Raw genomic sequence first — 24,986 nt, 5'->3', positions numbered from 1 at the left:
GCGACCCTCGCGGCCTTCTGGCGACGAAAGCCAGCAGGCGGTCCGGACCTGCACCCGGAGCGAAGCGAGAGGGCCGGAGCGCAGCGGAGGACGGCGAAGGCCGGCTATTTTGTTTCGCGATGGAAAGGCCCGAAGGGCCGCCGGAAAATAGTCGGGCGCCGACGTTGTCGGTCCGGGCCGTTTGCTGGCCGATCGCCCTCTCGAAGGCCAGGTTGCGGCTCTCCCTGACCCTTGGGAGTATCCGAGCGGGTAATAAGCGACGGCGTTGCCGCCACCAGCATTCCTTCCAGCTATGCCGCCAGCGCCATGAAGCGCGCGACGTCCTGGGGAGCGATCTGTACCCGCGCCGCTGCCCGCAGGCTTTCCAGTCCAGCCAAGCGGAGATCCTCGTTGAAGTCGCCCAGCCTCGGAGACACGACGATCGCCTCGATCCCGGCCGCGTTCGCCCGTTCGATCAGCGTCGCCATCGCACTGTCGCCGGCCGGGTCGTTGTCGCGCGCGATATAGAGCCTGCGCAGTGTCTCGGGGAACAGGATGGCGGAGAGATGCGCTGCCGAGAGCGCCGCCGCCATGGCCATTCCGGGCAAGACGCATCGCAGCGACAGCACCGTCTCGATGCCTTCGCCCGCCGCCATCACGTCGCCCGGTACACCGAAGCGGACCGCGTGCCCGAGAAGGTCGCCCATCGCTCGCCTCGGTGTGTCGATCGGCGCCTTGTCCGAGCCGTCCGGGGCGAGCCAGGTGCGATGCGCGCCAGTGATCCGGCCAGCCAAGTCGGTGACAGAGGCGATCATCGCCGGCCAGGTCTCGGTCGGGGAATGCTCGTCAGGACGATAGTAGCAACGGGGATGGAAGCGCAGTGATCCGGTTCCGTGCAAAGCCGTAATCGCACGTTCCCGTAGATACGCTTCCACGACAGTGCCCAAAATCGGCTTTGACATGCCGACAAGCCTTCGTGCCGCTTCGGGCGATCCGGTTGGGACTGGTGATCTGCGCTCGCCACCTTGCGAATGCTCCGGCTCGGGATGTGGCATGGACAGGAAGGTGCGCGCCTCGTCGGCGACGTCCTTGAAGTCGATCAGGCCGCAGCTTTCGCGAATGACGTCCAGCAGGTCGCCATGCTCACCTGTCGCGGCATCGGTCCATTTGCCTGCGGCCCCCTTGCCGGTGTCGCCGCCTTTCAGGCGCACGAACATCGAGCGGCCCGGCGTGTTGCGGACATCGCCGACCAGCCAGTAGCGGCCCTCGCGATGACCGGCCGACAGATAATGACGGCAGACCGCCTCGGCCTGTCGGCCGAGACGCTGCGCCAGTTCGGAAGCATCATGACGGACCATCACGCTGCCTCCCGCTCGCCGATGCGCTCGACGGGAAAGCGCTCCAGCACCTTGGCGAGGATCGACGGACCGGAAGCGTCGGTGGGCACGAAAAAGCGCAGCTTCCACGAGATGATCTCGCTGAACAGGCCATAGGCTCGCAGGCGATCGCGCATCGCGTCGGTGAAGCCGGACAGTTCGATGCGGTTGGCGCCCATGACGCGGACGCGGCGGAGTTGCATAGCCTCGGCGAGGTCGAGGATGGTCCGGCCGTCGATCAACGCTGTGAAAGCGTCGTCCGGTGTCAGCGTGCCTGCGTCCGATGCCAATGCGCCCGCCACCCAGGCCGGCGAGACACGACGGCCGATGATGCGCTCGCCTGCATCGGTCTGAAGCCGATAGACACGGGTCGACTCGTTCGGCAGCCGCTTCCAGATCGGCAGCAGCAGTCCAGCAACGATGTGGATGGTGCTGTCGGCAAATTCCGGCACCTCGGCTATCTCGGCCGTCCATGCCTCCATGAAGCCGTTCCGATCGGTTTCCTCCCAATGGCTCTCGTCCATCGAGCGCAGGGTGGCGTGATGCTGTTCCATCGGGCGGATCAGCGCCACGCGCCGTTCGATCTCGCCATCGTCGAGCATGATCGACGATGCCGTAACCTGCACGGCGGCTCGGCCGGAGCGGCCGTTGACCAGCAGCTTCGCGCGTGGGTCTGCGAGAAAATCGAACGCGGCATCGAGTGAGGTCGGCCGGTTGCGTTCGCGCCGGGTGATCGTAAGCAACTGCGTCTCGGCGCCAGCGCCCGGATGGACATGGATGGTGCGACGGTCGGTGACGACAAAGCTCTCGGCCTGGAGCGTCTCCAGCCCAAGGTCATAGACGCCGCTGGCGACGGCACCCTCGATCTTGGCGTTCAAGAGCTGCTCGAACGCCGTGAACAGGATGCCCTGCAGTTCGATCGTCAGCGCCAGCAACCGGTTGAGGAAGGTGGTGATCGGCGGCAACTCGTCCTTGATGCCGTTGTCGTCCGTCAGCTTCAGCCCGGTGGCGTCTTCGAACATCTGGAGCGAGCAACCCTCGACCTTGCCGCGGACCAACAGGAGATAGAGCTGGCGCAGCGCATCGCGCGCATAGTGCGATTCCAGATTGTCCTCGGGCCGGAACAGGCCCTGACCGCCGGTCTGGCGCTGGCCGCGCGTGATTGCGCCCAGCGTGTCGAGCCGGCGTGCGATCGTCGACAGGAAGCGCTTTTCGGCCTTCACGTCGGTGGCGATCGGCCTGAACAGCGGCGGCTGTGCCTGGTTGGTGCGGTTGGTGCGACCAAGTCCCTGGATGGCGGCGTCGGCCTTCCAGCCGGGTTCGAGCAGGTAGTGGACGCGGAGCCGCTGGTTCCGCGCCGACAGGTCGGCGTGATAGCTGCGGCCCGTACCGCCAGCATCCGAGAAGACGAGGATGCGCTTCAGGTCGTCCATGAAGGCTGAGGTTTCCGCCAGATTGGCCGAAGCGGCGCGGTTCTCGACGGCGAGGCGTTCGCCCCTTCGGACAATGCGACGGGACCTGCCGGTGACTTCTGCGACGATATCCGTGCCGAAGCGCTGGACGATCTGGTCGAGCGCGCCCGGGACCGGCGGCAAGCTGGCGAGCGTCTCGATCAGCTCGTCGCGTCGGGCCACGGCCTCCCGGCTCTCGACGGGCTGGCCGTCCCGATAGACCGGCCGCGACGACAGATTGCCCGCGCTATCGGAGAAGGGCTCGTAAAGCTGCACCGGAAAGGAATGGGCGAGGTAATCGAGAACATACTCCCTTGGCGTTATGTCGACGCGGACGTCGTTCCATTCCTCGGTCGGGATCTCGGCCAGGCGGCGTTGCATCAGCGCCTCGCCGGTCGAGACGATCTGGATGACAGCGGCGTGGCCATCGGCGAGGTCCTGATCGATCGACCGGATCAGGGTCGGCGTTTTCATGCTGGTGAGGAGATGACCGAAGAACCGCTGCTTGGCGCTTTCGAATGCCGAGCGGGCAGCGGACTTGGCCTGGCGGTTCAGCGTGCCGCCATCGCCGGTGATGTTGGCGGCTTGCATCGCTGCGTCGAGATTGTTGTGAATGATCGAGAACGCCCCGGCATAGGCATCGTAGATGCGCGTCTGCTCGGGCGTGAGCTGGTGCTCCAACAGTTCATATTCGACGCCGTCATAGGAGAGCGAGCGCGAAGTGTAGAGGCCGAGCGAGCGCAGGTCACGGGCCAGCACCTCCATCGCCGCAACGCCGCCGTCCTCGATCGCTTCGACAAATTCGGCCCGCGTGGCGAAGGGGAAATCCTCGCCGCCCCAGAGGCCGAGGCGCTGCGCATAGGCAAGATTGTGGACCGTGGTGGCCCCGGTCGCCGAGACATAGACGACACGCGCGTTCGGCAAGGCATGCTGAAGCCGCAGGCCCGCGCGGCCCTGCTGCGAGGCCGAGACGTCGCCGCGTTCGCCCTTGCCGCCGGCGGCGTTCTGCATGGCGTGACTCTCGTCGAAGATGATCACTCCATCGAAGTCGGAACCCAACCATTCGACGATCTGCTTGACGCGCGAAAGCTTCTCCCCACGGTCGTCGGACCGTAGCGTGGCATAGGTGGTGAATAGGACGCCTTGGCCGAGGGTGATCGGCTTGCCCTGCGGGAAGCGCGACAGCGGCGTCACCAGCAGGCGTTCCATGCCAAGCGCCGACCAGTCGCGCTGCGCGTCCTCCAGCAGCTTGTCGGATTTGGAAATCCAGACCGCTTTACGGCGTCCGCGCATCCAGTTGTCGAGGATGATGCCGGCCGACTGGCGGCCCTTGCCGGCGCCGGTGCCGTCGCCCAGCATGAAGCCGCGGCGGAAGCGGACGGCGTGCTGAGCATCATCCGGCGCGGCCGAGACGAGGTCGAAGGTTTCGTCAACGGTCCAGGCTCCGGCGAGGAATTCGCCATGGGCCTCGCCGGCATAGATCACGGTTTCGAGCTGGGCGTCGGACAGAATGCCGTCGGTGACGATGCTGGCGGGGAGCGTCGGCCGATAGCTTGGCTTCGGCGGTGCGACCGAGGCCATCGCCGCCGACTGGACCAGCTTGGTCGGGTGCGGCTGCGCGCCGGGAATCCGGATCGCCTGAAGCCCGTATTCCTCATAAATGGCGTCGGTCAGCCGGCCACCCTCGGGCGGCGTCCAGTCGACGGTTTCATAGGCGAGTTCGACGCCCTCTGGTTCGGCTATCGCTCGGCTTGGCGACGATGACGTGGCGCGGGCGAGATAGCCGCGCACGGTGCGGGGCGTCGGTGCGATAGACGCGAGCGGCGGCAGCGCGACCGGCAGGCGCGACGGGGCCTGGGTTTCGATCCAGCCGAGCAGCGTCGCCACATCCTGCGCGAGGCCAGCCGATGGCGGAAACGCGGTGGGGTCGTCGGCGGGTGCCTTGTCGATGACGGTCAGGCGGGTCTCGATGGTCGTGCCATGCTTGGCATAGACCGAGCCGTCGATCGCCGCCGTGAACACGACACGTCCGCGCTGCTGCAAGCGGACAAAGGCGTCGCGCCAGGCAGGTAGCTCAGGCGCGAAGCTGGCGCCCGTGATCGTCACGAGCCGTCCGCCATCGGCGAGCCGGGCGAGGGCCGAGGCGACATGGCGATAGGCCGCGTCGGCTACTCGGCCGCTGACATTCGCCATTACAGAAAAGGGCGGGTTCATCAGTACGACGCTTGGCATAGCGGTCGGATCGAGATGGTCATCGATCTGGGCGGCGTCGAATCGCGTGACGGGGATGGCCGGAAAGAGGGAGGAAAGAAGCGCTGCACGGGTTTCGGCCAGCTCGTTGAGCATCAGCGTCGCACCCGCCGTTTCGGCCAGGACCGCGAGCAGCCCGGTTCCGGCCGAGGGCTCCAGCACACGATCGACAGGTGTGATGGCGGCGGCAGCGAGCGCAGCGAGGCCGAGGGACACCGGCGTCGAGAACTGCTGGAAGGCCTGCGTCTCCTCAGAACGCCGGGTATGTGTCGGCAACAGGCTCGCGATCTTGGCCAGCATCGGGAGGCTGGCGGCCGGAGATCCGGACTTGCGGAAAACCGCCTTTCCGTATTTGCGCAGAAACAGCACCGTCGCCACTTCGCAGGCCTCGTAGGCCGTCTTCCAGTCCCAGGCGCCAGACGTGTCGGAAGCGCCGAATGCCGCCTCCATCGCACCGCGCAGCGTCGCGGCATCGACGGGCTGGCCCCGCTCAAGATGCGGAAGAAGGTGGTGGGCTGCGGCGAGGATGGCGGCCGGCGCCGGGCTCGCGGCAAGCGGAGACGGCGCAGCCGGAACGGCCGCGGATGCGGAAGCGATAGTCATGGAGGTCACCTCGGGAGAGCGGGAAACGGAGGAACCGGCAGGCGCTCTCTCTCGACCGCACCGGCTCAAACCCGTCCCGGCGAACCTCTTCCTCTGAACGGCAGGCATGAAAAAAGCGCCTGACCGGAAGGCCAGGCGCTCGGCGGGTCGCAGCGCTCAATCGATCGCCTGGAAGATCTCGGCGGACTCGGGGTGCTCCGCCGCATAGTCGTAAAGGCGGCTGTATCCCTCCGCCATCAGGTCGACGGGATATTGGAAGGAGAGATGGGAAAAGGCGAACAGCGTCGCGATGATCCCTGCCGCCCCGGCGGACACCTCGCCTTCATAGCCGTTCGTGTCGCATATGATCTGAAGGCGGGGCTTGGAGGCTGGCGCGAGGTAAAGCGGCTTGCCATCGCGCTGATAGAAGTCCCAGAGACCGCCTCGATAATCGCGCGGGCTGAGACGCTCCATGTGATAATAGACCGTCATCTCTCCGATCAGGAAATGCTGGCGGCCGAAGAGGGTCGGAAGGAAATCTATTCGACGAGCATCCGGAACAAGCACCGCCGAGCGGTCGACGGGTTGTTCAGCGTGGGCTGTAGTCTCGGTCATGGGGGGCACCTCGGAGAGCGGGAAACGGAGGAGCCGTCGGGCGCTCTCTCTCGACCGCACCGGCTCGACCCCGTCTCGGCCGGCCTCTCACTCTGGCGTGCGGAATGACCTTTTGGCCGCTTCATCTTCCGAGGCGGGCCGCGCGCCGCTACACTTGTTCATCCGACACATGGCGGGCGGCAGCCTCGACGATCGAGGGCGCGCGCTTGCTTCACCGAGAGAGGTCAAGGGAGACGGAGATGAAGGGAAGCGCGATCGGCATGCTGGCGGCGGGGTGCCTCGTGGTGGGGTTCGGCGCGGGATTCGTCGCGCGACCGATGATCTCGCCGGGCGGTTTGTCTGCCGCGGCCGTCGCCGGCGTCGCGCAGCCGAGCGAGGAAGAAGCGATCGCCGCAGTCCGCCGTCACCGGCTGTTCACGGGAACGTCGCTTGCCAATGCGACGCTGAAACTCGGCGATTGCTCTCCGGGTGGCGTCGGTCCTGGCGTGACGTGCATGACGCAGCTCACGATGGACACGACGCGGGCCAACGCCACACCGCAGAACCGGCCGGTCGGCTTCGCGCGCGTGAACGGCCAATGGGAAGTCGCGGTCTGGTAGCGGATATCAATCTTCGATGCCGTCACCGCCACTTGGGGGCGTGTACGCCTCGTAGGGATCGCCGTCGGCAAGGTGACCGAATGGCGTGAACACGTAGGCGCCATCATCGCGGCCGACCGCGCAGATGACGTAGCGGGTCTGCCCGGTGGCAGAGTCCGCGCATTCCATAAGCGCGAGGTTGCCGTCCGCTGCGGCGCGAAGCAGCGTCTTGAAATTGGAGCGCGCATGATCCGGGATGCTCATGACGCGCCTCCCGCAGCTAGGCGGTCGGCGAGCCAGCGGCCGCTGCTCATCCATTCGACGGTCTGCCCCGTCGTCAGGTCGAGGACATGGGCACCTCCGGAGAAGCCATCGATGCGCGGCTCGGAGGCGACGCCCGCCCATTGGAATCCCCAGCGTCCGGCGAGGCCAAAGGTCTCGGCGCACCGCGTCACGAAGGTGATGAGGAGCTGGGGGTCGGCGGTGCCGGGATCGCGCATCCAGAGGCGCGTGGCACCATGCTCGGGCTCGATGGACAGTAAAAACGGCTCGGCCGGAGGATCTTCGGCGGCATTCTGCGCCATCAGGTCGTTGTAGATGTCGAGCGCGCGAGCAGCGTTCTCGACCGTGCCCACGTCCAGCAGGCACGAGAAGCGTGTGAAATAGTCCGCCATGGCGGTCTCCTGAAACGAAAAGAGCCCGGCGTAGGGCCGGGCTCGAGGTGGATGTTGGGGTGTGGTTTGGTTCAGTAGCCGAACTGCCAGGACGGCCACGGCTGACCGTCGTCGGAGGCGCGCACCGCGTCCTTGAGGTAGGCGCTGTCGCCTTCGACGACGGTGGGATCGAGCACGGGCGTTTCGTCGATCACCGTCACGCGGCAGACGAGGCCATCTTCGACCTCGACGTGAACCGGGACGAGATATTGGAAGACGACGCGGCGCGGCGCGTCGGTGCCGGATGTTTCCATCTAAGGCTCCTTGAGACAAGCAACGGGGAGCGATCAGCGTCGCTCCCCGCCAAGTGGCCTATTCGGCAGCGATCAGGTCGGACGCATCCTCGTCGGCTTCGATCACCTCGTCATCGTCACCAGCGAGGAAGTCCGGCAGCGCCTCGGCGTCACCGGCGTCGCCGCCCTCAGGCTGATCGGCAACATCAGCGAGCCGCAGCGGCTCGGGCAGCCAGCCACTATCGGCCAGGAGCCGTTCGGCCTCCTTGGCCATATCGCCCTTCTTCAGGTGGTCGATGAGTTGGGCGGCCTGTTCGCCCTTCGCCTCGCGGACTGCTTCGAGGATGCGCGGCTTGGTTACGCGATTGAGGTAGTTGCCGAAGGTCGGACGCCAGCCGGCCTCCACCATGTCCAGCCCGGTCGCGCGCGTCAGGCGGTCGGCCTGGGTGAGCCGCATGTCGAGCGTATGCTGCGACACACCGCTGGAGCTGTGCGGATTCGGCCGCTCGTAAAGGGCGTTGACGCCGTAGCTGACGCAGTGGGCCAGCAGCGCCATGCGGCTGGTGTCGTCCAGGCCAGCCAGCCAATCCCAAAGCGCATCGTCGTCTTTCGGGATGTCGCTCGCCCAGGCGTCGTGCCGCTCCTGCACCGCACGGGCGGGAGGGCTGTCGGCGAGACTCTCGTCCTGCGCGGGGAAGTAGATGTGCTTCACGCCCGCTTCCATGGCGCCGTTATACATGCGGGTCATGAACCGGTCCGAGACGAACTTGTGCAGCAGCGCCGTCATGGCGACATGCGGGTTGTTCGCGACGGCGTCGCGAAGCGCGAGCGTGCGGTAGGCGGTCAACTCGATGACCAGGCGCTCGGGCAGCGGCTTGATGGCGTCGTCTTCGTCGTCATCTTCAGTCTCGGTGGGCTGGCCGCCGATGGTAATGACGGCGCGCTGGACCGTCTGGCCGGCGGTTGCGCCCGATACGCTATCGGTCTCCGAGCCGCTGTCGCCGTCGCCGTTGCCGTCGACCGGGATAACTGGAACGTCCTCGGGGCGGACAAAGCCGCGATCCACCGTCAGCGAGCCGTTGGCGTCGATGCTGACAAACACGCCGGCGATGGCGATGTCAGCCAGCTCGTAGTGAACCGGACGATCCTCGAAGCTCGCGAGCGCGGTCTCGATTTCGCCCAGACGCTGATCCACCTCATCCGGCAGCTCGTCGGCGTCCTGATACTCGGCTTCCAGCTTCGCCATTTCGGCGTTCAGCGCGTCAATGGTCGCCTGCTCTTCGGGCGAGAGGTCGAGCGGCGTGCCGGTGATCTCCTGCAGGCCGCGTGCCGCATCGTACGGGAAGCTCACGGCCACTTCGATCCACTTCCACCCTTCGGCCGCGATCGTCTCGGCTTCGGCCTTCAGCTTCTCGCCAACGAGGCGGTCGAGGAGGCCCGCGTCCTGAAGCCATCCGCCGTCGTCGGACTGGAACAGGTCGCGCATGACGGTGCCGCCCGCCGCTTCATAGGCCTCGATGCCGACGAAGATGGCACGCTTGTCGGAAGCGCGCACCGTCGTCTCGGTCAGCATACGCCGGATCTGGTAGGGTTCCTTGGACCAGGCGTCCTTGATCGTGTCCCAGACCTGCTGCTGGCGCGCATGGTCTTCGGAGACCGTGAACGCCATGAGCTGCTCCAGCGTCATGCCGTCGTCGGCATAGACGTCGAGGAGCGCCTGCGAGACCGAGGCAAGTCGCAGCCGCTGCTTGACCATGTTGACGGGCACGAAGAACGCCGCGGCGATTTCCTCCTCGGTCATATGCTTGGCGCGCATGTCCTGAAAGGCGCGGAACTGATCGAGGGGATGGAGCGGAGCACGCTCGATGTTCTCTGCGAGCGAGACCTCTTCGGCGAGGATCTCACTGTCATTGTCGCGTACGATGCAGGGCACCGGTGCGATCTTGGCGAGGCGCTTCTGCTTCACCAGCAGTTCGAGGGCGCGGAAGCGACGGCCACCGGCCGGAACCTCGAACATGCCGGTCTCAACACCTTCCGCGTCGATGACGGGCTGGACGCTGAGGCTCTGGATCAGGCCGCGACGGGCGATCGAGGCCGCCAGGTCTTCGATCGAGACGCCGGCCTTCACGCGCCGGACGTTGGACTGGGACAGAACCAGTTTGTTGAAGGGGATGTCGCGCGAGGACGACAGGGTGATCTTCTGAACGGCAGTAGCCATCGGGGTAGTCTCCGCGACGGGCGCCGAGAGACTCTCTCTCAGCCCTAAACCCGTCACGAAGCGAAGCGCCGCCCTCTTCCTCTAAAGGGGGCAGCGCCGAGGACCGGAATTGAGGACACGCGGAAGCGCAAAGCCGGAGACACGGAAATCCGCATCTCCGGCTTTGCGGATGTCAGGCGGCTCGATCGAGCAGCTTCTTCGCCTTAGCCTCCATGTCGAGGCGAGCGTCCTGATGGGGCTTGTCGCGTGCGACGGCGGTGATGCCCTGCACAAAATCGAAAATGCTCTCGGGCGGGCGACCTTCCTCCGTCAGGACCGCGTCGATGATCTTGCCGGTCTCGGCCTTCGAGAAGCCACGGCGGCGCAGGAAGTCGGTACGATCCTCGTCGGTGCGCGCCACGATCCGCTCGCGGGCCATCTTGATGCCGTTGACGAAAGGCAGCGGAGAGGAGTTGGCGAAGTTCGCCAGCGCCGGCGCGGCCTCATGGGCGAAGCGATTGGCGGCGTATTTGGAGTGGCGGATCGTGATCTCCTCGAAGTCCTCGACGCCCCACAGATTGCGGTTCTGGCAAACCGCGCGCAGATAGAAGCTCGCCATCCCGAGCGTCTTGGCGCCGACCTCTGAGTTCCAGCAGTAGAAGCCCCGGAAATAGAGATCCGGCGAGCCGTCCGGCAGCCGTCCGGCCTCGATCGGGTTCAAATCGTCGACGAGGAAGAGGAAGACGTCGCGATCTGAGGCATAGAGGGTGGTCGTATCCTTGGTGATGTCGACGCGCGGATTGTAGATCCCGGTCGACCAGTCGAGGACGCCGGGCACCTTCCAGCGCGTGTCGCCAGTGCCGTTGCCGGCGATGCGCTGCACCGCCTCGACCAGCTCGTGATCGAAGATGCGGCCGTAATCCGGCCCGGTGACGGCGCGCAGCTCGAGCCGACCGGTATCGGTTTCGAGCGTCTTGATCTGCTCCGCCCGATTGGACGTCAGGCCATATTGCAGGTTGATCGCGGCCAGCGGCGCCGGGAGCTGGCGCAGATATGCGGCCGGCGCACCGACCAGGCTGGCCAGTTGGCCGAAGCTCCAGTGCGTGGGTGCAATCGGCGTATCTGTGCCCGGCAGGATGAGCGCCAACCGCTCCGGGTCGCTGCGGTTCGCCTCCACATGGATGAGCGGGCTTTCCACAACGCGCGTGCGGCTGCGATCGGCGCGGTTGCGGACGGAGCGCGCCAGCTCGGACAGTGACAGATATCGCTCGTCCGCGGGCCGGGAAAACCACTCTGACGAGACGCGGCCGATCCGCTCTCCGCGGCCGACATCGACCTTGTAGCCGCCGCTGGTGTCGCGGCGCGCGTCTAGAACTGAAACCTGGGTCATGGGACCAATCTCCATGACGGGCGCCGGAGACCTCTTCTCCAGCCCTCAACCCGTCACGGAAAATCCCTCCGCACTCTCACTCTCAGCGGGGCGTTGTGGGGCAGCCGCCCCGCAGAAGGGGTCGACCGAGACCGACGGGCTCGGGCGCAGGGGAAGGCTTTCCCCTCAAGGTCTAGTCCAAGGTAGACGCGGCGGCCGGATAGAATGTACCGATCCATCGCTGCTTGAGCGTAGCGAACGCTAGTCGGCTTGGAAGGCCGCTACCCCACGTCGGTGGAAAGAACACAGTGAGCTGCTCGCCGACCTGAACCGCGAGTTTCCCGATTTCCGAGACAACCGCGTCCAGGGTGGTCGACTCTACAAAGGGACCGATCACGGCGTTGCCTTCGCGCTGTGGCCTGATCATGAACGCGGACTTCATCGTCGGGTGGCCAGCGAGTTCGGAAAACATTTTGTAGGTTTCGTAGCGCTTTTTGCCGGTGAAGCCGTCGCGAGCGTCGATGGCTTCGCGCACCTTTACCGGCCCGAATTCTTTCTGACGCGCCTTCTCATCAGCGAGACGCCAACGTCCAATCAGACTTCGATCGCCGGCGAAATAGCTTAGGAGGAAAGTCGTCTCGAGCACATCGCGAAGAATGAGCGCACTGTTCTGGCTGTAGCCTGACAGCGCGAGTTTGATGCTTGCCCCAAATGCGTTGAACGTGCGCATGCCGAGAATTTGAACGACCTTCAAATCTTCGTCGGCGGTTTGGAACTGTCGCAGTATGTCGGCGAGGTCCATCGCTGCCTCGGTCACCGCCAGATGCAGTCCCAGGCGGTCGTCCGCTGCGATCATCCCCAGAGCCTTCTCTCGAAGCTCCTCTTCGCCGGCGTGTAGCCGTGCCAGATTGGCCGATAGGAGGTCGGCCGCGCTCGGTTCCATCGGTGTCACCTCCAGAGGGTGTCGTTCTTGTTCCTTACTACGTTGAAGCTCCCGAACGCCGGCCGTGCCTTATAGGAGGTCACATGAGTGAGGGCGTCGCCCAGCGCTTCAGCCAGGTCCGCCCTGGTGATCGTCGAACGATCGCCGACGATCACCTCCACCGGCTTCAACTCGTCGGTGAAGGCCTCGAAGTACAAGTTCCCTTCGTGGATACTGTCGGCAAGGCGGCTAAAGCAACGGTATTCGGACTCGTACCTCCACGCGGTGAACTTGGTGAGCAGCAGATCATCGACGTCTGCGCTGATGATTTCGCGGTCGGATGGTGCCGGCAAACGTGCTCGGCGGTACTTCACGGGATGATAAGTGTCGTTCCCGTCCGGCACATCAAAGCCGATAGCCATGCCATGGTGCTTTTCGGCGTAATGGCCCCAAAGCATGGGGTGGGACCATTTGCGGCTAAAACATACGATGCCGAATTCGCGATCCCGTTCATTCTTCCAGTTGCGCATAAACGCGCGGACGCGCTTGTCGCGGAGGTTCCATCCAAGAAATTCGAAGGGATCGTTCAGCTCGTTGATGCGTGCAATCTTCAGACGACGTTGCTTGAGAGCGAGCAACCCATATTTCTGCGAAGTGAAGTGATAGAGGCGCATATTCGTTCAGGTCGCTTCGCTTCCTAGAGTTGCGTGGTCGCGGCATGAGTCGCGCAGAAGCCTATTCTACACTTTTATCTAAAGTCTCGGGTCTTCACCTTGATCGAGTCGATATGCAGATCGCGGACGTACATGTCGCGCGTGCGCAGTCCCTTCGGCGCAAGGCCGCGCGGGTCGGGCGTCGGGGAGGCATGATGGAATTCGTCGCCCCGACCGTGTGGCAACGGAAAGGCCGTGTCGCGCTCGCCGACGCTCGCCAGCTCAGCGGAGAGATCGGTCAGCCGTTGGACTACGAGGTGAACGACTTCGCCTTCGCGCTGAACGCGCCCGCGCACGGCGATCATGCCGGCCGACAGGATGGTGCGTCGGTTCTGCTCGAAGACCTTGGGCCAAACGACGAGATTGGCGATTCCGCTCTCGTCTTCGAGCGTGATGAACATGACGCCCTTGGCGCTGCCAGGCCGCTGTCTCACCAACACGATGCCGGCCGCCTCCAGCGACCGGCCATCTTTCGCGTCCATCGCCTCTTGGCAGGTGACCATGCGACGACGGCGCAGCTCCCGACGCAGGAACGAGACGGGATGGTCCCGCAGCGACAGGCTGACATGCCGATAGTCCTCAACGACTTCACCACCCGCCGTCATCGGGCGGAGGATGACCGCCGGTTCGGCGACCTCCGGCACGATCTCCGTCTCTCGGGCCGACGCGGCGGCAAAGAGCGGGAGCGGCTCATCGCGCAGAGCCTTGATCGCCCATAGCGCCTCGCGGCGTGCCAGGCCGAAGGGCGGTCGAAATCCGTCCGCTTCGGCGATCTGCGTGAGCGCCGCGACGGGGATGCCGGCACGGCGCCATAGATCGTCTACCGAGCCGAAGGGCTGATCCGCCCTGGCCGTGACGATCGCCGCGGCGTGGGCATTGGCGAGGCCTTTAACCATGCGCAGACCCAGGCGAACGGCGAACCGCTCTTCGCTGCCGGCGGGCTCGAGCGTGCAGTCCCATCGGGATGCGTTGGCGCAGACCGGACGGATTTCGACGCCATGATCACGCGCGTCACGCACGATCTGCGCCGGCGCGTAGAAGCCCATGGGCTGACTGTTCAGCAGCGCGGCGCAGAACACTTCAGGATGCCAGCATTTGAGCCAGGCTGAGGCGTAGGCGATCAGCGCAAAGGAGGCTGCGTGGCTTTCCGGAAACCCGTAACTGCCGAAGCCCTCCAATTGTTTGAAGGTCTGCTCGGCGAACGCCTGCTCGTAGCCGTTGGCCACCATGCCGCCGATCAGCTTGTCCCGGAAATGCGAGACGCCGCCCGTGAACTTGAAGGTGGCCATCGACTTGCGGAGCATGTCGGCCTCGCCGGGCGTGAAGCCGGCGCATTCGATCGCGACCCGCATCGCCTGCTCCTGAAACAGCGGCACGCCGAGAGTCTTGCCGAGCACCTTCTCCAGCTCGGGCTTCGGGTAGTGGACGGGCTCAAGGCCCTCCCGGCGACGAAGATAGGGATGCACCATGTCGCCCTGGATCGGACCTGGTCGGACGATCGCGACCTGCACGACGAGATCGTAATAAGTGCGTGGCTTGAGCCGCGGCAGCATCGACATTTGGGCCCGGCTCTCGATCTGGAAAGTGCCGAGCGTGTCCGCCTTTCGTATCATCGCGTAGGTGCGCGGGTCCTCGGCCGGGATGGAGGCGAGGTCGAGATTGACACCCTTGTGCTCGGACAGAAGATCCAGCCCCTTCTTCATGCAGGTCAGCATCCCGAGCGCCAGGACGTCGACCTTCATGAACTTGAGCGCGTCGATATCGTCTTTGTCCCACTCGATGACCTGCCGGTCCTTCATCGCAGCGGGCTCAATCGGGACCAGATCGTCGAGCCTGTCATGGGTTAGGACGAAGCCGCCTGGATGCTGGCTGAGATGGCGTGGCGCGCCCATGAGCTGTCGCGCGAGATCGAGGGTCAGGCGAAGGCGGCGGTCGGCGAGATTGAGGTTCAGCTCCTCAACATGCTTTGGCTCGACGCCTTCCTCGGACCAGGCCCAGACCTGCGACGACAAGGTGCCGATCAGATCTTCGGGCAGGCCGAGCGCCTTGCCGACATCACGCAGCGCGCCCTTAGCGCGGTAGCGAATGACGGTGGAGCAGAGCGCGGCGTGGTCACGGCCGTAGGTGTCGAACACCCATTGCATGACGATCTCGCGCCGCTCGTGCTCGAAATCGACATCGATGTCGGGCGGCTCGCGCCGCTCCTCGCTGACGAAGCGTTCGAAGAGAAGATCGTTGCGGCCGGGATCGATCGAAGTGATGCCGAGGACATAGCAGACTGCGGAGTTGGCGGCCGAGCCGCGACCCTGGCAGAGGATGTCTTTCGATCGGGCGAAGCGAACGATCGAATTCACTGTCAGGAAGTAGGGCGCGTAATCCAGCTTTTCGATCAGCCGCAGCTCATGCTGGAGCGCGGCGGTCACGCTGTCGGGTACGCCCTCGGGATAGCGCTCCGACGCGCCTTCCCAGGTCAGCCTCGCCAGCGTTTCTTGCGGCGAGAGCGCCGGATCGTCACGCTCCTCCGGATATTGATAGGCAAGCTCGTCGAGACTGAAGCGGCAGCGATCAGCGATCTGGAGAGAGCGAGCAAGCGCTTCCGGATAGCGGCTGAACAGCCGGTGCATCTCCTCCGGCGGCTTGATGTAGCGGTCGGCGTGACGTTCGCGCCGATCGCCGAGGGTGTCGATCGTGACGTTGTGGCGGATGCAGGTCACGACGTCTTGCAGGATGCGGCGACCCGGCTCGTGAAAGAGGATGTCGTTCGTCACCACCGCGGGCACGCGCATTTGCGCGGCGAGGTTCGACAGCTCGTGAAGGCGAAGCTGGTCATTGGGGCGACGGTGTAGCGTGAGGGCGACGTAGGCGCGGTCACCGAACGCGTCGCGAAGCCGGCGCAATCTGAAGCCGCACTCGTCATCGGCCAAGTCGGGCACAAGGACGGCGACCAGGCCATCGCCATAAGCTACGAGGTCCGGCCATTCGAGAATGCACTTGGCCTTGCCGCCGCGACCCTTGCCGAGCGAGAGCAGACGGCAGAGGCGCGAATAGGCGGGGCGGTCGGTCGGATAGACCAGCACCGACGTGCCGTCGGCGAGGTCGAGGCGGCATCCGACGATCAGGCGCACGCCGGTCGTCTTCGCGGCCTCATGAGCGCGCACGATGCCGGCGAGGGAGTTGCGGTCAACGACGGCCACCGCCTCGATCCCGGCAAGCGCCGCCTGGGCGAACAGCTCCTCGCAGGACGACGCACCGCGCAGGAAGCTGAAATGCGAGGTGACCTGAATCTCGACGTAGCGGGGCTCACTCATCCGAAGACCCCATGGATGAACCATCGGTGCGAGCCCGTGGCCGTGTCCTCGCCATCGCCAGCGCGGTAGAGCCAGTAACGCTCGCCGGCGTCGTCCTCGACCCGGAAATAGTCGCGCACGGCGACCAGCTCGGCGTCACGCTTCCACCATTCGCCGAAGACGCGCTCCGGGCCGTCGCCGCGACGCAGGCGCCGGCGCACGCCGCGCCAGGTGAAGGAGACCGGCGGATGGTCGGGCAACAGCGCCACCGTCTCGACCAACTCGGGATGAGGCAGGAGGCGCGAGGGCCTCGGCCAATGGCCGGGCCAGCCCGCCCCCGTGTCGGCCGCCATTGCCGGGATGCGGCAGACGGATCGCTCGGGAACGTCGCTTGCGACGGGAGCAAGCCGATAAAGGGCGCGCTCGCCCACCCGGTTCATCAACGTGTCGATGAGATCGGAGACGTCCGGTGTGCTTTCCTCGATGAGGGAATTGACGATCTGTCTGCGCTCAAGCGGCTCGGCGACGCTCGCGGCGAGCGTCATCACCTCGATGCCAAAGCCGGGTTCGATGGTCTCGATCCTGTCGCAGAGCAGACGCGTCAGGCGCTTAACGTCGCGGACCGGCGTTGCCATGCCGACCCTGACGGCTTGGGCGCGGCTGTCGACGCGGTGGCAGATGAGGTCAAGTCTGCGAGCGCCCAAGCCGCCGGCCTCGAGACGCTCGCAGAGCTGGCCGACGAGCTTGGCGATATACCGGGCTATGGTCTCGGCCGCGGCGATCGGCTCGGCGAAGGCGCGGCGCACTTCGATGAGATCGACCGGCCGGACCGGCTCGATCGGCTCGGCCGCCTGGCCGAGGGCTTGATCGATGCGGCGGCCGATTTGGGGGCCGAAGCGCAAGGTGAGCGGCGCCCGAGGCTGCGCGAGAAGGTCGCCGACCGTATCGAAACCGAGTGTCCGCAGGGCGGCGACGGTGGACGCGGCGATGCGCAGCGCTGCGAGCGGCAAAGGCTCCATTATGGATGCGCCATGTCGGTCCGGTGCGATCTGCGGGGCATAGCGGGCCAGAGCGTGCGCAGCGCCCCAGGTGTCGGCGATCGCGCCCCGAGCCGCGATCCCGGACATGGCAAGCCGGCCGATGAGGCCGTCCAGCATCGCACTTTCGCCGCCATGGAGATGATCGGCGCCCGTCGAGTCGATGATGATCCCGTCCGGCGGATCGGGAGCGACGACGGGAGCGTATCGGAGGAGCCAGGCCGCGAGCCGGTCGAGCGCCTCGGCGTCGCCTACCGGGTCGGCGTCCTGCACGATGAGTCCGGGCGCCAGGACCTGGGCCTTGGTGACGGGCATGCCAACGCGCAGGCCAGCAGCGCGGGCAGCGGCGTCAGCCGCCAGCACCACCCGCCTGTTCCCGTCGCGGCCAATCAGGACGAGCGGCGCCTCAGCCGGAGGCGCCGCGTCGCCAGCCTTCCGCCGTAGCCGGTCGGTGGACCAGCTCGGCAGGAAGAGCGAGACGACCCGTGTCATCGCACGCCTCCACTTCGAAATCTGCACTTTCGCCCGCGCGAGCGCGGATCAGTTCGACCAGCCAGCGGGCTCGACCCACGCCCGGAACGGGAAGCGATGTCGAAGGCAAAGCGGAGACGCGCCAGCGCGTCATCGCCGCTGTAGGCTGGCCGAAGTCTGTAGCCTCTGTCTGTCGCCGCCAGCGTCGCAGCGCGATCCCGATCGATCCGGTGCCTTCGGCCGCCAGTTGCAGGCGCCGCGAGGCGGTCATGGAAAGTCGGGCCACTTCACCAAGGACGGCGCCCAGGCCACCGTGGCGCAGGCCTTCCTCCATGCAGGCGAGCACGGTCTTGTCGTCGCCGGCTTCGAGATAGATCACGCGATCGGATGCAAGGCCTGCTTGGGCGATCGCTGGCGCGAAGAGGTCGGGGCGCGTGATGCACCAAAGGATCTTGCCCTTCGTGCGGGCGGCGATCCCGGCGCTGAAGAGGGCGGCAGCGGCTCCATCGATCGCGCCGTTGCCGCCGCCGGCGATCTCATGCAGGGCGCCGAGCGCGAGTCCTCCGCCGGGTAGGCGCGAGTCGACCTCGGCAATCCCGAAGGGGAGAACCGATTTGGCGCGCCGGCTGCGACCTTCGATCTTTTCGATCTGCGCGCGCAAAGACTCTATGGCGGGCTCGGGCCGCAAGCTCGTTCTTGACCTCCAAGGGCGGGTTCTTCGTCATGTTCGCTATTTGTTCTATCTTTCAGGAACGAGAGTCAAGCCCGGATCGGCGTGAGCGAGGGTGCGCGACACGGTTTTACTGTCTCGTGGCTATCTGAGCGCCGCTGGGCGGTCGAGGCGCATGCAGCGAAATCGCTTAAGCATAGGAGGTGACGGGAGCCTTGGCCTCCTTCTGGCGCTGCTGGATGCTACCTAGCCACGTCTCCAGTTTCACGACTTCGGCTATCAGATCGGCATGAGAAACAGTCTCAGGGTTCAGGGTTTCCGCGGACGTATGCATCTCTTCCGACAACCGGCCTCGCGCTGCTGTTACGGTCTTAACGTCGTCATCGCTGATGATCGCGAGCTTGAATAGACTGTTGCCCTTTATGGCGTTATCGAATCGAGCAAGGACCGGAAATACAAAGTCTGCGATGCCTTGATCCCAAGATTCTCGAAGTTGCTCGATGATGCCTTTGCAGAAGATAGTCCGCCGAGCATCCGGCCATGTATCAAATTGGTGCTTTGCTTCTTTCAGCTCCGAGCGCAGGGATTGCGCCAATTGTTGCGCTGATTTCGCCTTCATCGGCAGCTCTGACTCCACAAAGCCGGGTCGGCTCTGTTTGCGACAAACTGTCTGATACTGGATGGAGCGCGTTTTTGCGTCCGCTTCGCGACGCAACTCGAAAAGAAACGTCAGATCGTGTGTAAACACGATGACCTGCCGGTGCTCAGCCTCCTCTACAAGTCGCGCTGCTACCGCCCTGCGATGAATGTGATCGAGCGATGACATAGGGTCGTCGAACACAATACTGGAGTATTGTTTGGATGTGACAAGCTCGGCCAGGAATGCAGCGAGTGCGACGCAACGATGTTCGCCCTCGCTGAAAATCTCGCCCACAGGCTCATCAGGTTTCTCAACGAGACAAACTTGAAAATATGACACAGCATTCGAATCTTTGACTTTCCGAAGCTCGACCGGCATTCTAGCCAACTTGAGCTTATCAATCTCACGCGCGAATCGACCGCGTAAGGCGTTCGTAACAAGCTTGTCAGACAATTCCTTATTCTTAGTCGTAACGGATCGTTTTGCCGTATCCTTTGCGGCCTTGGTTATGATTTCGGCCTCTTTGCGCCTCTCAATCTCGGCTTTAATGTCCGCGAGTAGAGGGCCGAGTGCCTCTCGATCTTTCAGTTCTCGATATTCCTTCACCAAGGCAAGGTGCTCTGGGCTGTTTTGATCGGCTGACAGTTGAAGCGCACGACTCGCAAGGCGGACAGATAGCGCGGCGAGTGCAGTGGCTGGGAAGGCAGTGAGTTGCTCGGGAGCGGTCTTGCTACGGACGAAAGATCGAAGCCGCCAAGCCGCCCGCGTACTGCATTCTCTCACAACACCGGCAAGAGAGACGTCCCCGATCTCGGTCTCAATGAGGCTAACGAACTGGCGGCGGGCCGCAGCGCTCATATGCTTAGCGGCGGCTTGTTTTATCGCATCGCTATAGGCCTCTTCCGCGGCGTCTTCGTCGGCTTTTGTCGAGCCCTTAACGAACGTCTCGAACGTCACGAGGCGCTCAATCGCATCTTTTTCCATGGGCTGTTGGCAAAGCACGCACAACTCATCATGGCCCGTTGGATGCGGGAATGTCCTGCTCGGATATGCGATGCCATCGGAGTATTTCCGGGCGGCCTCCCAAAGAGCGCGCCATGTCGCCTTCCCCACGTCAGGAAGCGGCGAAGCGGCGAACAACGCGTCGGATGCCAATTTCGCGCTCTCGGCTTTGGTTTCCCAGTCGGATTTCAAGGAGGAGCGCATCGCAAACGCCGCAGGAGATGCCGTGTCGACCAGATTCTTGAGCTTGCCGATGCCATCATCAAGGCGTGCTTTCTGCGCGGTGATTTTCGCAGCGGCTCGTTTCGGTTCTTGTGCGAGATCGCTTTCCAGCGCGGCGAGGTGGGAGGTTTCCGCCTCTGACAATTGCGCCAGCAGGTCGAGCTGAGCGATGCTTGATTTTGTGGAGAGGCTGCGCACGAAAGCGCCGGCAGCGGTATCGGCACCAAGTTGGGGCTCTTTAATTGCCAGCGGCGTTTTCGCATTGATGGCGGCAAGCCGATCATCGAGCTTTGCCTTGACCTGATCACAGGCCGTAGCCAACGCTTCCAAGACACGCATTGGCTGGGGAATGTAGGCCACGGCGTTCGTCTTCTCGACGTGCACGTTGGCGCTTCTGGAGTCGAAAATGCTTATCGACGGAAGGTCAGCGTGGCTCGGCGCTTCCGGGCTCCATGCGAATTGATCCTCCGTGGCACCACGTAGGAACACAATGTTGGCGGTCTGCGGGGTAGCTGCCGCATCTTCCACGTCACGCAAGATCTTGTTGTTGCGGTCGCGTGTCCGGCAGGCGTGCTTCAGGATACGGACATAGCCAGATTTGCCTGACCCATTGTCGCCGTACACGATCGACAGTCCCGCCTGCGCGAATTCGAGTTTTTGATCGAAGGCCAGGGCATTGACGCCGGTTGGATTCTCGATACGCAACACGCTGACCGGTGCACCTAAGATACTTTGTGACGAGACATCTGCGTCTGACAACGGCGTGTGAGGCAGCGCTGGATCAAGGCAAATTTCGAGAAGTTCGTCGATCTCCTCGCTGCCAAGGATGCCGCTCTGAACAAGTCGGCGCAAAGCATCTCGTTGCCAAGCCGGACGCGTAGCAGACCAAGCAAGCACCTCGGCAAAAGCGAGGTTTTCGGTCAGCGTTTCTTCGTTGGTAGATTGAGCCTCAGCCATCAGCCTTTGCCACCTTTCTTGTCGGAGTCCCAGGCCGGGAGAATGAACGGCTGGCCATGGTCGATAGGAACGCGAATTGACGTTTCCCCCCACTCGGCGGGCGCTGCAAGCGCGATGATGAAGCGCGACGAGAGGTCGGCATATTCGCCTTCCGGCATGGGCGTATGTCGTTCGGGCAAGCGGCGGAAAAGATGAGTATGATAGACCCAAACGTCATTGCCCCTGAGCAAGACCAAGAGCTGCTTGATCCGGCGGCGAACGGCGATTTCTTCGCTTGGGGCCACCTTCTCTAGGATGCTCCGGACGGACCACGTTAGGCCGTCCAAAATGCCGATCAGCTCTTCCGCGTACTCAGCCGCCTCATCCGTCAGCGAGATCATAATTTCGCAAGCGAAGTCGTTCGAGCTGTTTGCCTGCTTGAACAGCAGACCTTCATCCATCGTCACATTTGCGAGGTCGTAGTCGTACCGGGAAACCAAACGCTCTTCGCGCATCTCAGCAATGACAGCAGAGAAAACCTCGCCGGCGCCCGCGGTCTTTGATTGAGTGGCATCACAAGGAAACGAGATTTGCTCCCGGCGGACGTTCAAAACCTTCGCAAGTCGGTCAAGAACGTCTACTGGTACAGGCGCATTTTTGTTTTCGATCTCGCGAAGCGTCCGTTCGCTGACCCGAACCTCATAGGCCAATTCTTTCTGTGTCGAGACACGCTCGGCGTTGGTGCGGAGCCTCTTTATTTGGCTTCCATCGGGGGTAACTTTCTTCACTGTCGCCTCGGTTTGTAATTGTCGATTTAGGCACAGTATAACAGTCGACCTGCGAGTAGTCGGCAACAAACCGGCAGCTAACCGGCAAGCGCGCGGCAAGCCTGCGAGCGCGGCGGCTTTCACTCGCAGATCGATGCCCCAAAATCCCGGCGGGGCGGTTGAAACAGCACATCGACAGCAGCCGTTCCGAATGGAGGGCCTTGCCTCATCGGCGATCCATGGCCAGATCCTCCTGATACTGATGCCAGCCGTACATATCTTGTATGGGCTCGGCCATGACCTCATCGAGGTCGTCGATTTCCTGATGGAGCCGAGCATAGCAATCCAGGACAGCGAGATCGTCCATGCCGAGCCGCAGCTTGGCTGCTTGCCGACGCCAACTGGCAAACGGCAACTTCTTATGACGGGGCTTCCATTCAGGAAGAAGCCTTTGGTTCGCCTCGATCAGAACGCTGCTTCCGCGGGCGATGGAAAGCCGATCCGGATCGAACGGTTCAAAGGGAGTCTGGGTCGCTTTTAACTGGCGCTCACGCTCACGATGACGGCGCACTACCTCCGCGATCGTGTCGGCCTCGAGTTGAACACGACGTAGGGTCTGAGTGGGGTCATCCTTACCGCTGCGACCCTTAGCGATTATTCCGAAATCGGTTTCCGATTTCCCTGCGAGGCCGATTAAGTGCTCCGCCAATGCATTGCCGAGCAGAAGAGGGTCGGGATCGACGCGCGCGGCGACGCGCATGCAGAACGCCGATACGTCGACCTTGCAAGCATACCGCCGCGTCTCCGCAAGCTCGGGAAAATGTTCGATGATCTCACCCCGGGAGAGTGACTCCTCCCAACGCAGGAAACGCACCGGCCTCAGCAATTGCGGCGCGTAGCTCAGTACGAGTTTGAGGTATAGGCGGGCGAGGGGGCCGATGACAGGGTCGTCGCGCAGACCAACATGGTAGAGCTGATTGCGATAGCCGTGAAGGATCTGAACAGATCTGACGTCAACGTCCGCGAAATAGCCTGCCCGCTTTAACAGGGACGTCTTCGCATCAAAATTTTGCCCACGTCCAGCGAGCTTATCTTTCAGGGTCAATTTTGGGCTTGCTAATCTGCTATCTTCTTCGATCAGTTCTAAGCATCTTTGATGGCACATCAGCTCGAAAGCATTGTCGATTAAGATCAGCGCCATCCGGCTGCTGAGCGGACGTGCCGCCGATAGTTCCGCGGCCGCTCTGTCGAGTTGCTCAGCAAGAGGTAGGATGAAGCGCATCAGACCTCCGGCGAGAGGTACTTGCGAGACAGCATCGCTTTCAAAGTGCGCCGAGCCCCCACGTTTTGATTATTCGAAGCGTCACGCGACCCGCCTAGCCAGGCGCTCATGCTCTGCGATGAGGAAAGTCAGATAGCTTCGTATGAGGTTGCAGTAGAGGCGTGCCTCATCGATCTGGAGCGCAAGGCCCTCCCTGAGATCGACCCCGTGACGGACGCCACCACCCGTCGGCGAGGAAAGATAGCCATGCAACGTCATCATCCATTGCAGGATTTGCTCTTGATGCCCGCGGCCGCGCTGGCGTAGTTCGCCGATGATTTCGTTGAAGTACCGACCCTGGATGCTGCCGTCTAAGATCTCAGGACCACGAAACGCCGTCGAGATCGTCTCCAGCAGCCAAAGGACCTCTTGGACGGCCTGACGGCCGTTGCCTTCGCTCAACGAGTGCTGGGAGGCATCAAGAGATTCGTTGATGATCGCTTGCGCCTGCACATCGAGAGATGGGGGAGCGTCGGGTACGTTGATCGGAATGTGGACCCGCGTTGCGACCAGCATGGGAGGGTCGAGCTGATAGCCAGCGTCTGCGTCCGCGAGGATGCGGTTTATCCGCCCGGCATCCGGCACGACCATGGTAGGATTGCGGGCGCGAAGTTCCTGGCATGCATCCCAGAATGCCTCGATGAATATGGGGGCGTTCGTCTCCGCACGCGCCATATCTCGGTCGAGATCTTCGGATGCGAACCGTTCGTTGGTGCTCGGCCAATACTCTGTGTTGGCTGCGGCGCAGAAGCGAGCCTTGAAATGCTCCAAAATAGCCTTCCGCTGGCCTTGCCCGCAAACGCGGTTGATGAGATCGCGAAAGCCCTCTTGGACGGCGGCTTCTATCGGGCCGGGACTGTCAAAACGCCATCTGCCATCGAACTGGAGCATCGGGTGTCACCGCGCTGCCGCCGACTTTCGGCGTGCTACGGTGCGCATAGGTCTGTCGTGGGAGACGGTTCCATCGCTGAGACGCTGGAGCCGGATGGCCGGCCGCCCCGGCAGATTCACCGTCAGCTCAAGTTTTCCGCCGATCGCCTCAACGTAGCTGCGCAGTGTCGATAGGTACATGTCAGCCTGCTTTTCGATCTTCGAGACCGACGGTTGCTTTATCTTCAGCGCCGCAGCGATGTCCTCCTGCGCCTTCCCGGCGATCTGACGCATCTCGCGCAGGCCCTCAACCTCCTGCTTCAGTTCCTCATAACGGGCTTCGATCTGCTCCTGCTGATCGCGGGGCAGAGAAGCAATGACGTCGTTAAGGCTCCGGCCCATCGATCAATCCTTCTTTGCGGATTTCAGGCTTTCCAGATGTGCGGAAAACCGACTGTCCGCCTTTGCGATAAGCTGCTTGTAGAAGCGCTTCTGGCTGCCGCCGGATTTGTCGCCTGCAACGAGAAGGATGGCCTTCCGTTCGGGATCGAAGGCGAAGGCAGCACGCCATTCGCCGTCGGCGGCAGAGAAACGCATCTCCTTCATATTGGCGTGCTTCGAGCCGTTGAGCGTGTCGGCGTATGGCCGACCGAGCTGCGGACCGAATTCGCCGAGCAGTTTCGCAACTGCCAGCAATTGGGTCTGAACCTCGCGCTCAAAAGCCAGGAACTCCGCCTCGAAGGCGTCATGCAATCTAACATCCCAGGTCATATAGCTTCCAAGCT

Annotated in this window: 20 protein-coding genes; 1 reads left to right on the top strand and 19 read right to left on the bottom strand. The window is 63.5% G+C overall.

Translation table 11 applies throughout. The features are described 5' to 3' along the window. Positions 1-290 precede the first annotated feature (290 nt). From ACX82Z_RS08255 to ACX82Z_RS08245, 3 genes are all read right to left on the bottom strand, one after another. Positions 291-1,337, bottom strand: coding sequence for a DUF7146 domain-containing protein (locus ACX82Z_RS08255; RefSeq protein WP_037520526.1), 1,047 nt, complete (start codon positions 1,335-1,337; stop codon positions 291-293). Next, positions 1,337-5,659: a strawberry notch-like NTP hydrolase domain-containing protein gene (locus ACX82Z_RS08250; RefSeq protein WP_038303978.1), complete on the bottom strand. Its 4,323-nt coding sequence runs from the start codon at positions 5,657-5,659 to the stop codon at positions 1,337-1,339. Before ACX82Z_RS08250 ends, ACX82Z_RS08255 begins: the two co-directional genes overlap by 1 nt. Before the next feature lie 156 nt (positions 5,660-5,815). Beyond that, positions 5,816-6,253: an antirestriction protein gene (locus ACX82Z_RS08245; protein WP_037519553.1), complete on the bottom strand. Its 438-nt coding sequence runs from the start codon at positions 6,251-6,253 to the stop codon at positions 5,816-5,818. Positions 6,254-6,492: 239 nt separating this feature from the next. Between ACX82Z_RS08245 and ACX82Z_RS08240 the strand changes: the two genes are divergently transcribed. Beyond that, positions 6,493-6,852: a hypothetical protein gene (locus ACX82Z_RS08240; protein WP_202902432.1), complete on the top strand. Its 360-nt coding sequence runs from the start codon at positions 6,493-6,495 to the stop codon at positions 6,850-6,852. A gap of 6 nt (positions 6,853-6,858) precedes the next feature. Here the strand turns inward: ACX82Z_RS08240 and ACX82Z_RS08235 are convergent, their stop codons facing one another. The 16 genes from ACX82Z_RS08235 to ACX82Z_RS08160 form a co-directional block, all read right to left on the bottom strand. Next, positions 6,859-7,095 (bottom strand): DUF6117 family protein, encoded by a 237-nt coding sequence (locus tag ACX82Z_RS08235; protein WP_037519555.1) that lies wholly within the window; start codon positions 7,093-7,095, stop codon positions 6,859-6,861. Continuing rightward, on the bottom strand, positions 7,092-7,505 hold the full coding sequence (locus tag ACX82Z_RS08230) for a hypothetical protein (protein ID WP_037519560.1): 414 nt from the start codon (positions 7,503-7,505) through the stop codon (positions 7,092-7,094). The genes ACX82Z_RS08235 and ACX82Z_RS08230 overlap by 4 nt, the downstream gene beginning before the upstream one ends. A gap of 71 nt (positions 7,506-7,576) precedes the next feature. Next, on the bottom strand, positions 7,577-7,798 hold the full coding sequence (locus ACX82Z_RS08225; protein WP_037519563.1) for a hypothetical protein: 222 nt from the start codon (positions 7,796-7,798) through the stop codon (positions 7,577-7,579). 58 nt (positions 7,799-7,856) lie between these two features. After that, on the bottom strand, positions 7,857-9,995 hold the full coding sequence (locus ACX82Z_RS08220) for a ParB/RepB/Spo0J family partition protein (protein WP_037519566.1): 2,139 nt from the start codon (positions 9,993-9,995) through the stop codon (positions 7,857-7,859). A 172-nt stretch (positions 9,996-10,167) separates the two neighbouring features. Further along, on the bottom strand, positions 10,168-11,364 hold the full coding sequence (locus tag ACX82Z_RS08215; RefSeq protein ID WP_037519568.1) for a hypothetical protein: 1,197 nt from the start codon (positions 11,362-11,364) through the stop codon (positions 10,168-10,170). Positions 11,365-11,536: 172 nt separating this feature from the next. Next, positions 11,537-12,286, bottom strand: a complete 750-nt coding sequence (locus tag ACX82Z_RS08210; protein ID WP_037519570.1) for a hypothetical protein — start codon at positions 12,284-12,286, stop codon at positions 11,537-11,539. Positions 12,287-12,291: 5 nt separating this feature from the next. Next, positions 12,292-12,939, bottom strand: a complete 648-nt coding sequence (locus tag ACX82Z_RS08205) for a DUF2971 domain-containing protein (RefSeq protein WP_037519572.1) — start codon at positions 12,937-12,939, stop codon at positions 12,292-12,294. A gap of 74 nt (positions 12,940-13,013) precedes the next feature. Beyond that, positions 13,014-16,286: an error-prone DNA polymerase gene (locus ACX82Z_RS08200; protein WP_037519573.1), complete on the bottom strand. Its 3,273-nt coding sequence runs from the start codon at positions 16,284-16,286 to the stop codon at positions 13,014-13,016. Continuing rightward, positions 16,283-17,794: a Y-family DNA polymerase gene (locus tag ACX82Z_RS08195; protein WP_037519577.1), complete on the bottom strand. Its 1,512-nt coding sequence runs from the start codon at positions 17,792-17,794 to the stop codon at positions 16,283-16,285. Before ACX82Z_RS08195 ends, ACX82Z_RS08200 begins: the two co-directional genes overlap by 4 nt. Next, entirely contained in the window at positions 17,709-18,461 is a 753-nt protein-coding gene (locus tag ACX82Z_RS08190) for an ImuA family protein (RefSeq protein ID WP_037519580.1), read from the bottom strand. Before ACX82Z_RS08190 ends, ACX82Z_RS08195 begins: the two co-directional genes overlap by 86 nt. Positions 18,462-18,633: 172 nt before the next feature. Beyond that, entirely contained in the window at positions 18,634-21,264 is a 2,631-nt protein-coding gene (locus tag ACX82Z_RS08185) for an AAA family ATPase (protein ID WP_051886739.1), read from the bottom strand. Further along, the gene (locus ACX82Z_RS08180) at positions 21,264-22,031 is read right to left on the bottom strand and encodes a helix-turn-helix domain-containing protein (protein ID WP_037519582.1); all 768 of its coding nucleotides are present in this window, start codon (positions 22,029-22,031) and stop codon (positions 21,264-21,266) included. Before ACX82Z_RS08180 ends, ACX82Z_RS08185 begins: the two co-directional genes overlap by 1 nt. 205 nt (positions 22,032-22,236) lie before the next feature. Next, on the bottom strand, positions 22,237-23,292 hold the full coding sequence (locus ACX82Z_RS08175; protein ID WP_037519585.1) for a hypothetical protein: 1,056 nt from the start codon (positions 23,290-23,292) through the stop codon (positions 22,237-22,239). An 81-nt stretch (positions 23,293-23,373) separates the two neighbouring features. Next, entirely contained in the window at positions 23,374-24,222 is an 849-nt protein-coding gene (locus ACX82Z_RS08170) for a hypothetical protein (RefSeq protein WP_037519587.1), read from the bottom strand. A gap of 6 nt (positions 24,223-24,228) precedes the next feature. Beyond that, entirely contained in the window at positions 24,229-24,603 is a 375-nt protein-coding gene (locus tag ACX82Z_RS08165; RefSeq protein WP_080727226.1) for an XRE family transcriptional regulator, read from the bottom strand. Positions 24,604-24,606: 3 nt separating this feature from the next. Beyond that, positions 24,607-24,972 carry a type II toxin-antitoxin system RelE/ParE family toxin gene (locus ACX82Z_RS08160; protein ID WP_037519589.1) on the bottom strand — a complete coding sequence of 122 codons (366 nt, stop codon included), beginning with the start codon at positions 24,970-24,972 and terminating at the stop codon, positions 24,607-24,609. Between the last annotated feature and the right edge of the window lie 14 nt (positions 24,973-24,986).

The organism is Aliihoeflea sp. PC F10.4, from assembly GCF_054612275.1.
The sequence above is the reverse complement of the archived record's forward strand: the minus strand, read 5'-3'. Positions and strand labels throughout refer to the sequence as shown.

Bases quoted from the DNA above. Each gene is read 5' to 3' on its own strand.
- ACX82Z_RS08225 (WP_037519563.1), bottom strand. From the start codon at position 7,798: ATGGAAACATCCGGCACCGACGCGCCGCGCCGCGTCGTCTTCCAATAT.
- ACX82Z_RS08245 (WP_037519553.1), bottom strand. From the start codon at position 6,253: ATGACCGAGACTACAGCCCACGCTGAACAACCCGTCGACCGCTCGGCG.
- ACX82Z_RS08165 (WP_080727226.1), bottom strand. From the start codon at position 24,603: ATGGGCCGGAGCCTTAACGACGTCATTGCTTCTCTGCCCCGCGATCAG.
- ACX82Z_RS08175 (WP_037519585.1), bottom strand. From the start codon at position 23,292: ATGCGCTTCATCCTACCTCTTGCTGAGCAACTCGACAGAGCGGCCGCG.
- ACX82Z_RS08230 (WP_037519560.1), bottom strand. From the start codon at position 7,505: ATGGCGGACTATTTCACACGCTTCTCGTGCCTGCTGGACGTGGGCACG.
- ACX82Z_RS08250 (WP_038303978.1), bottom strand. From the start codon at position 5,659: ATGACTATCGCTTCCGCATCCGCGGCCGTTCCGGCTGCGCCGTCTCCG.
- ACX82Z_RS08235 (WP_037519555.1), bottom strand. From the start codon at position 7,095: ATGAGCATCCCGGATCATGCGCGCTCCAATTTCAAGACGCTGCTTCGC.
- ACX82Z_RS08170 (WP_037519587.1), bottom strand. From the start codon at position 24,222: ATGCTCCAGTTCGATGGCAGATGGCGTTTTGACAGTCCCGGCCCGATA.
- ACX82Z_RS08220 (WP_037519566.1), bottom strand. From the start codon at position 9,995: ATGGCTACTGCCGTTCAGAAGATCACCCTGTCGTCCTCGCGCGACATC.
- ACX82Z_RS08255 (WP_037520526.1), bottom strand. From the start codon at position 1,337: ATGGTCCGTCATGATGCTTCCGAACTGGCGCAGCGTCTCGGCCGACAG.
- ACX82Z_RS08215 (WP_037519568.1), bottom strand. From the start codon at position 11,364: ATGACCCAGGTTTCAGTTCTAGACGCGCGCCGCGACACCAGCGGCGGC.
- ACX82Z_RS08185 (WP_051886739.1), bottom strand. From the start codon at position 21,264: ATGGCTGAGGCTCAATCTACCAACGAAGAAACGCTGACCGAAAACCTC.
- ACX82Z_RS08205 (WP_037519572.1), bottom strand. From the start codon at position 12,939: ATGCGCCTCTATCACTTCACTTCGCAGAAATATGGGTTGCTCGCTCTC.
- ACX82Z_RS08195 (WP_037519577.1), bottom strand. From the start codon at position 17,794: ATGACACGGGTCGTCTCGCTCTTCCTGCCGAGCTGGTCCACCGACCGG.
- ACX82Z_RS08240 (WP_202902432.1), top strand. From the start codon at position 6,493: ATGAAGGGAAGCGCGATCGGCATGCTGGCGGCGGGGTGCCTCGTGGTG.
- ACX82Z_RS08210 (WP_037519570.1), bottom strand. From the start codon at position 12,286: ATGGAACCGAGCGCGGCCGACCTCCTATCGGCCAATCTGGCACGGCTA.
- ACX82Z_RS08200 (WP_037519573.1), bottom strand. From the start codon at position 16,286: ATGAGTGAGCCCCGCTACGTCGAGATTCAGGTCACCTCGCATTTCAGC.
- ACX82Z_RS08160 (WP_037519589.1), bottom strand. From the start codon at position 24,972: ATGACCTGGGATGTTAGATTGCATGACGCCTTCGAGGCGGAGTTCCTG.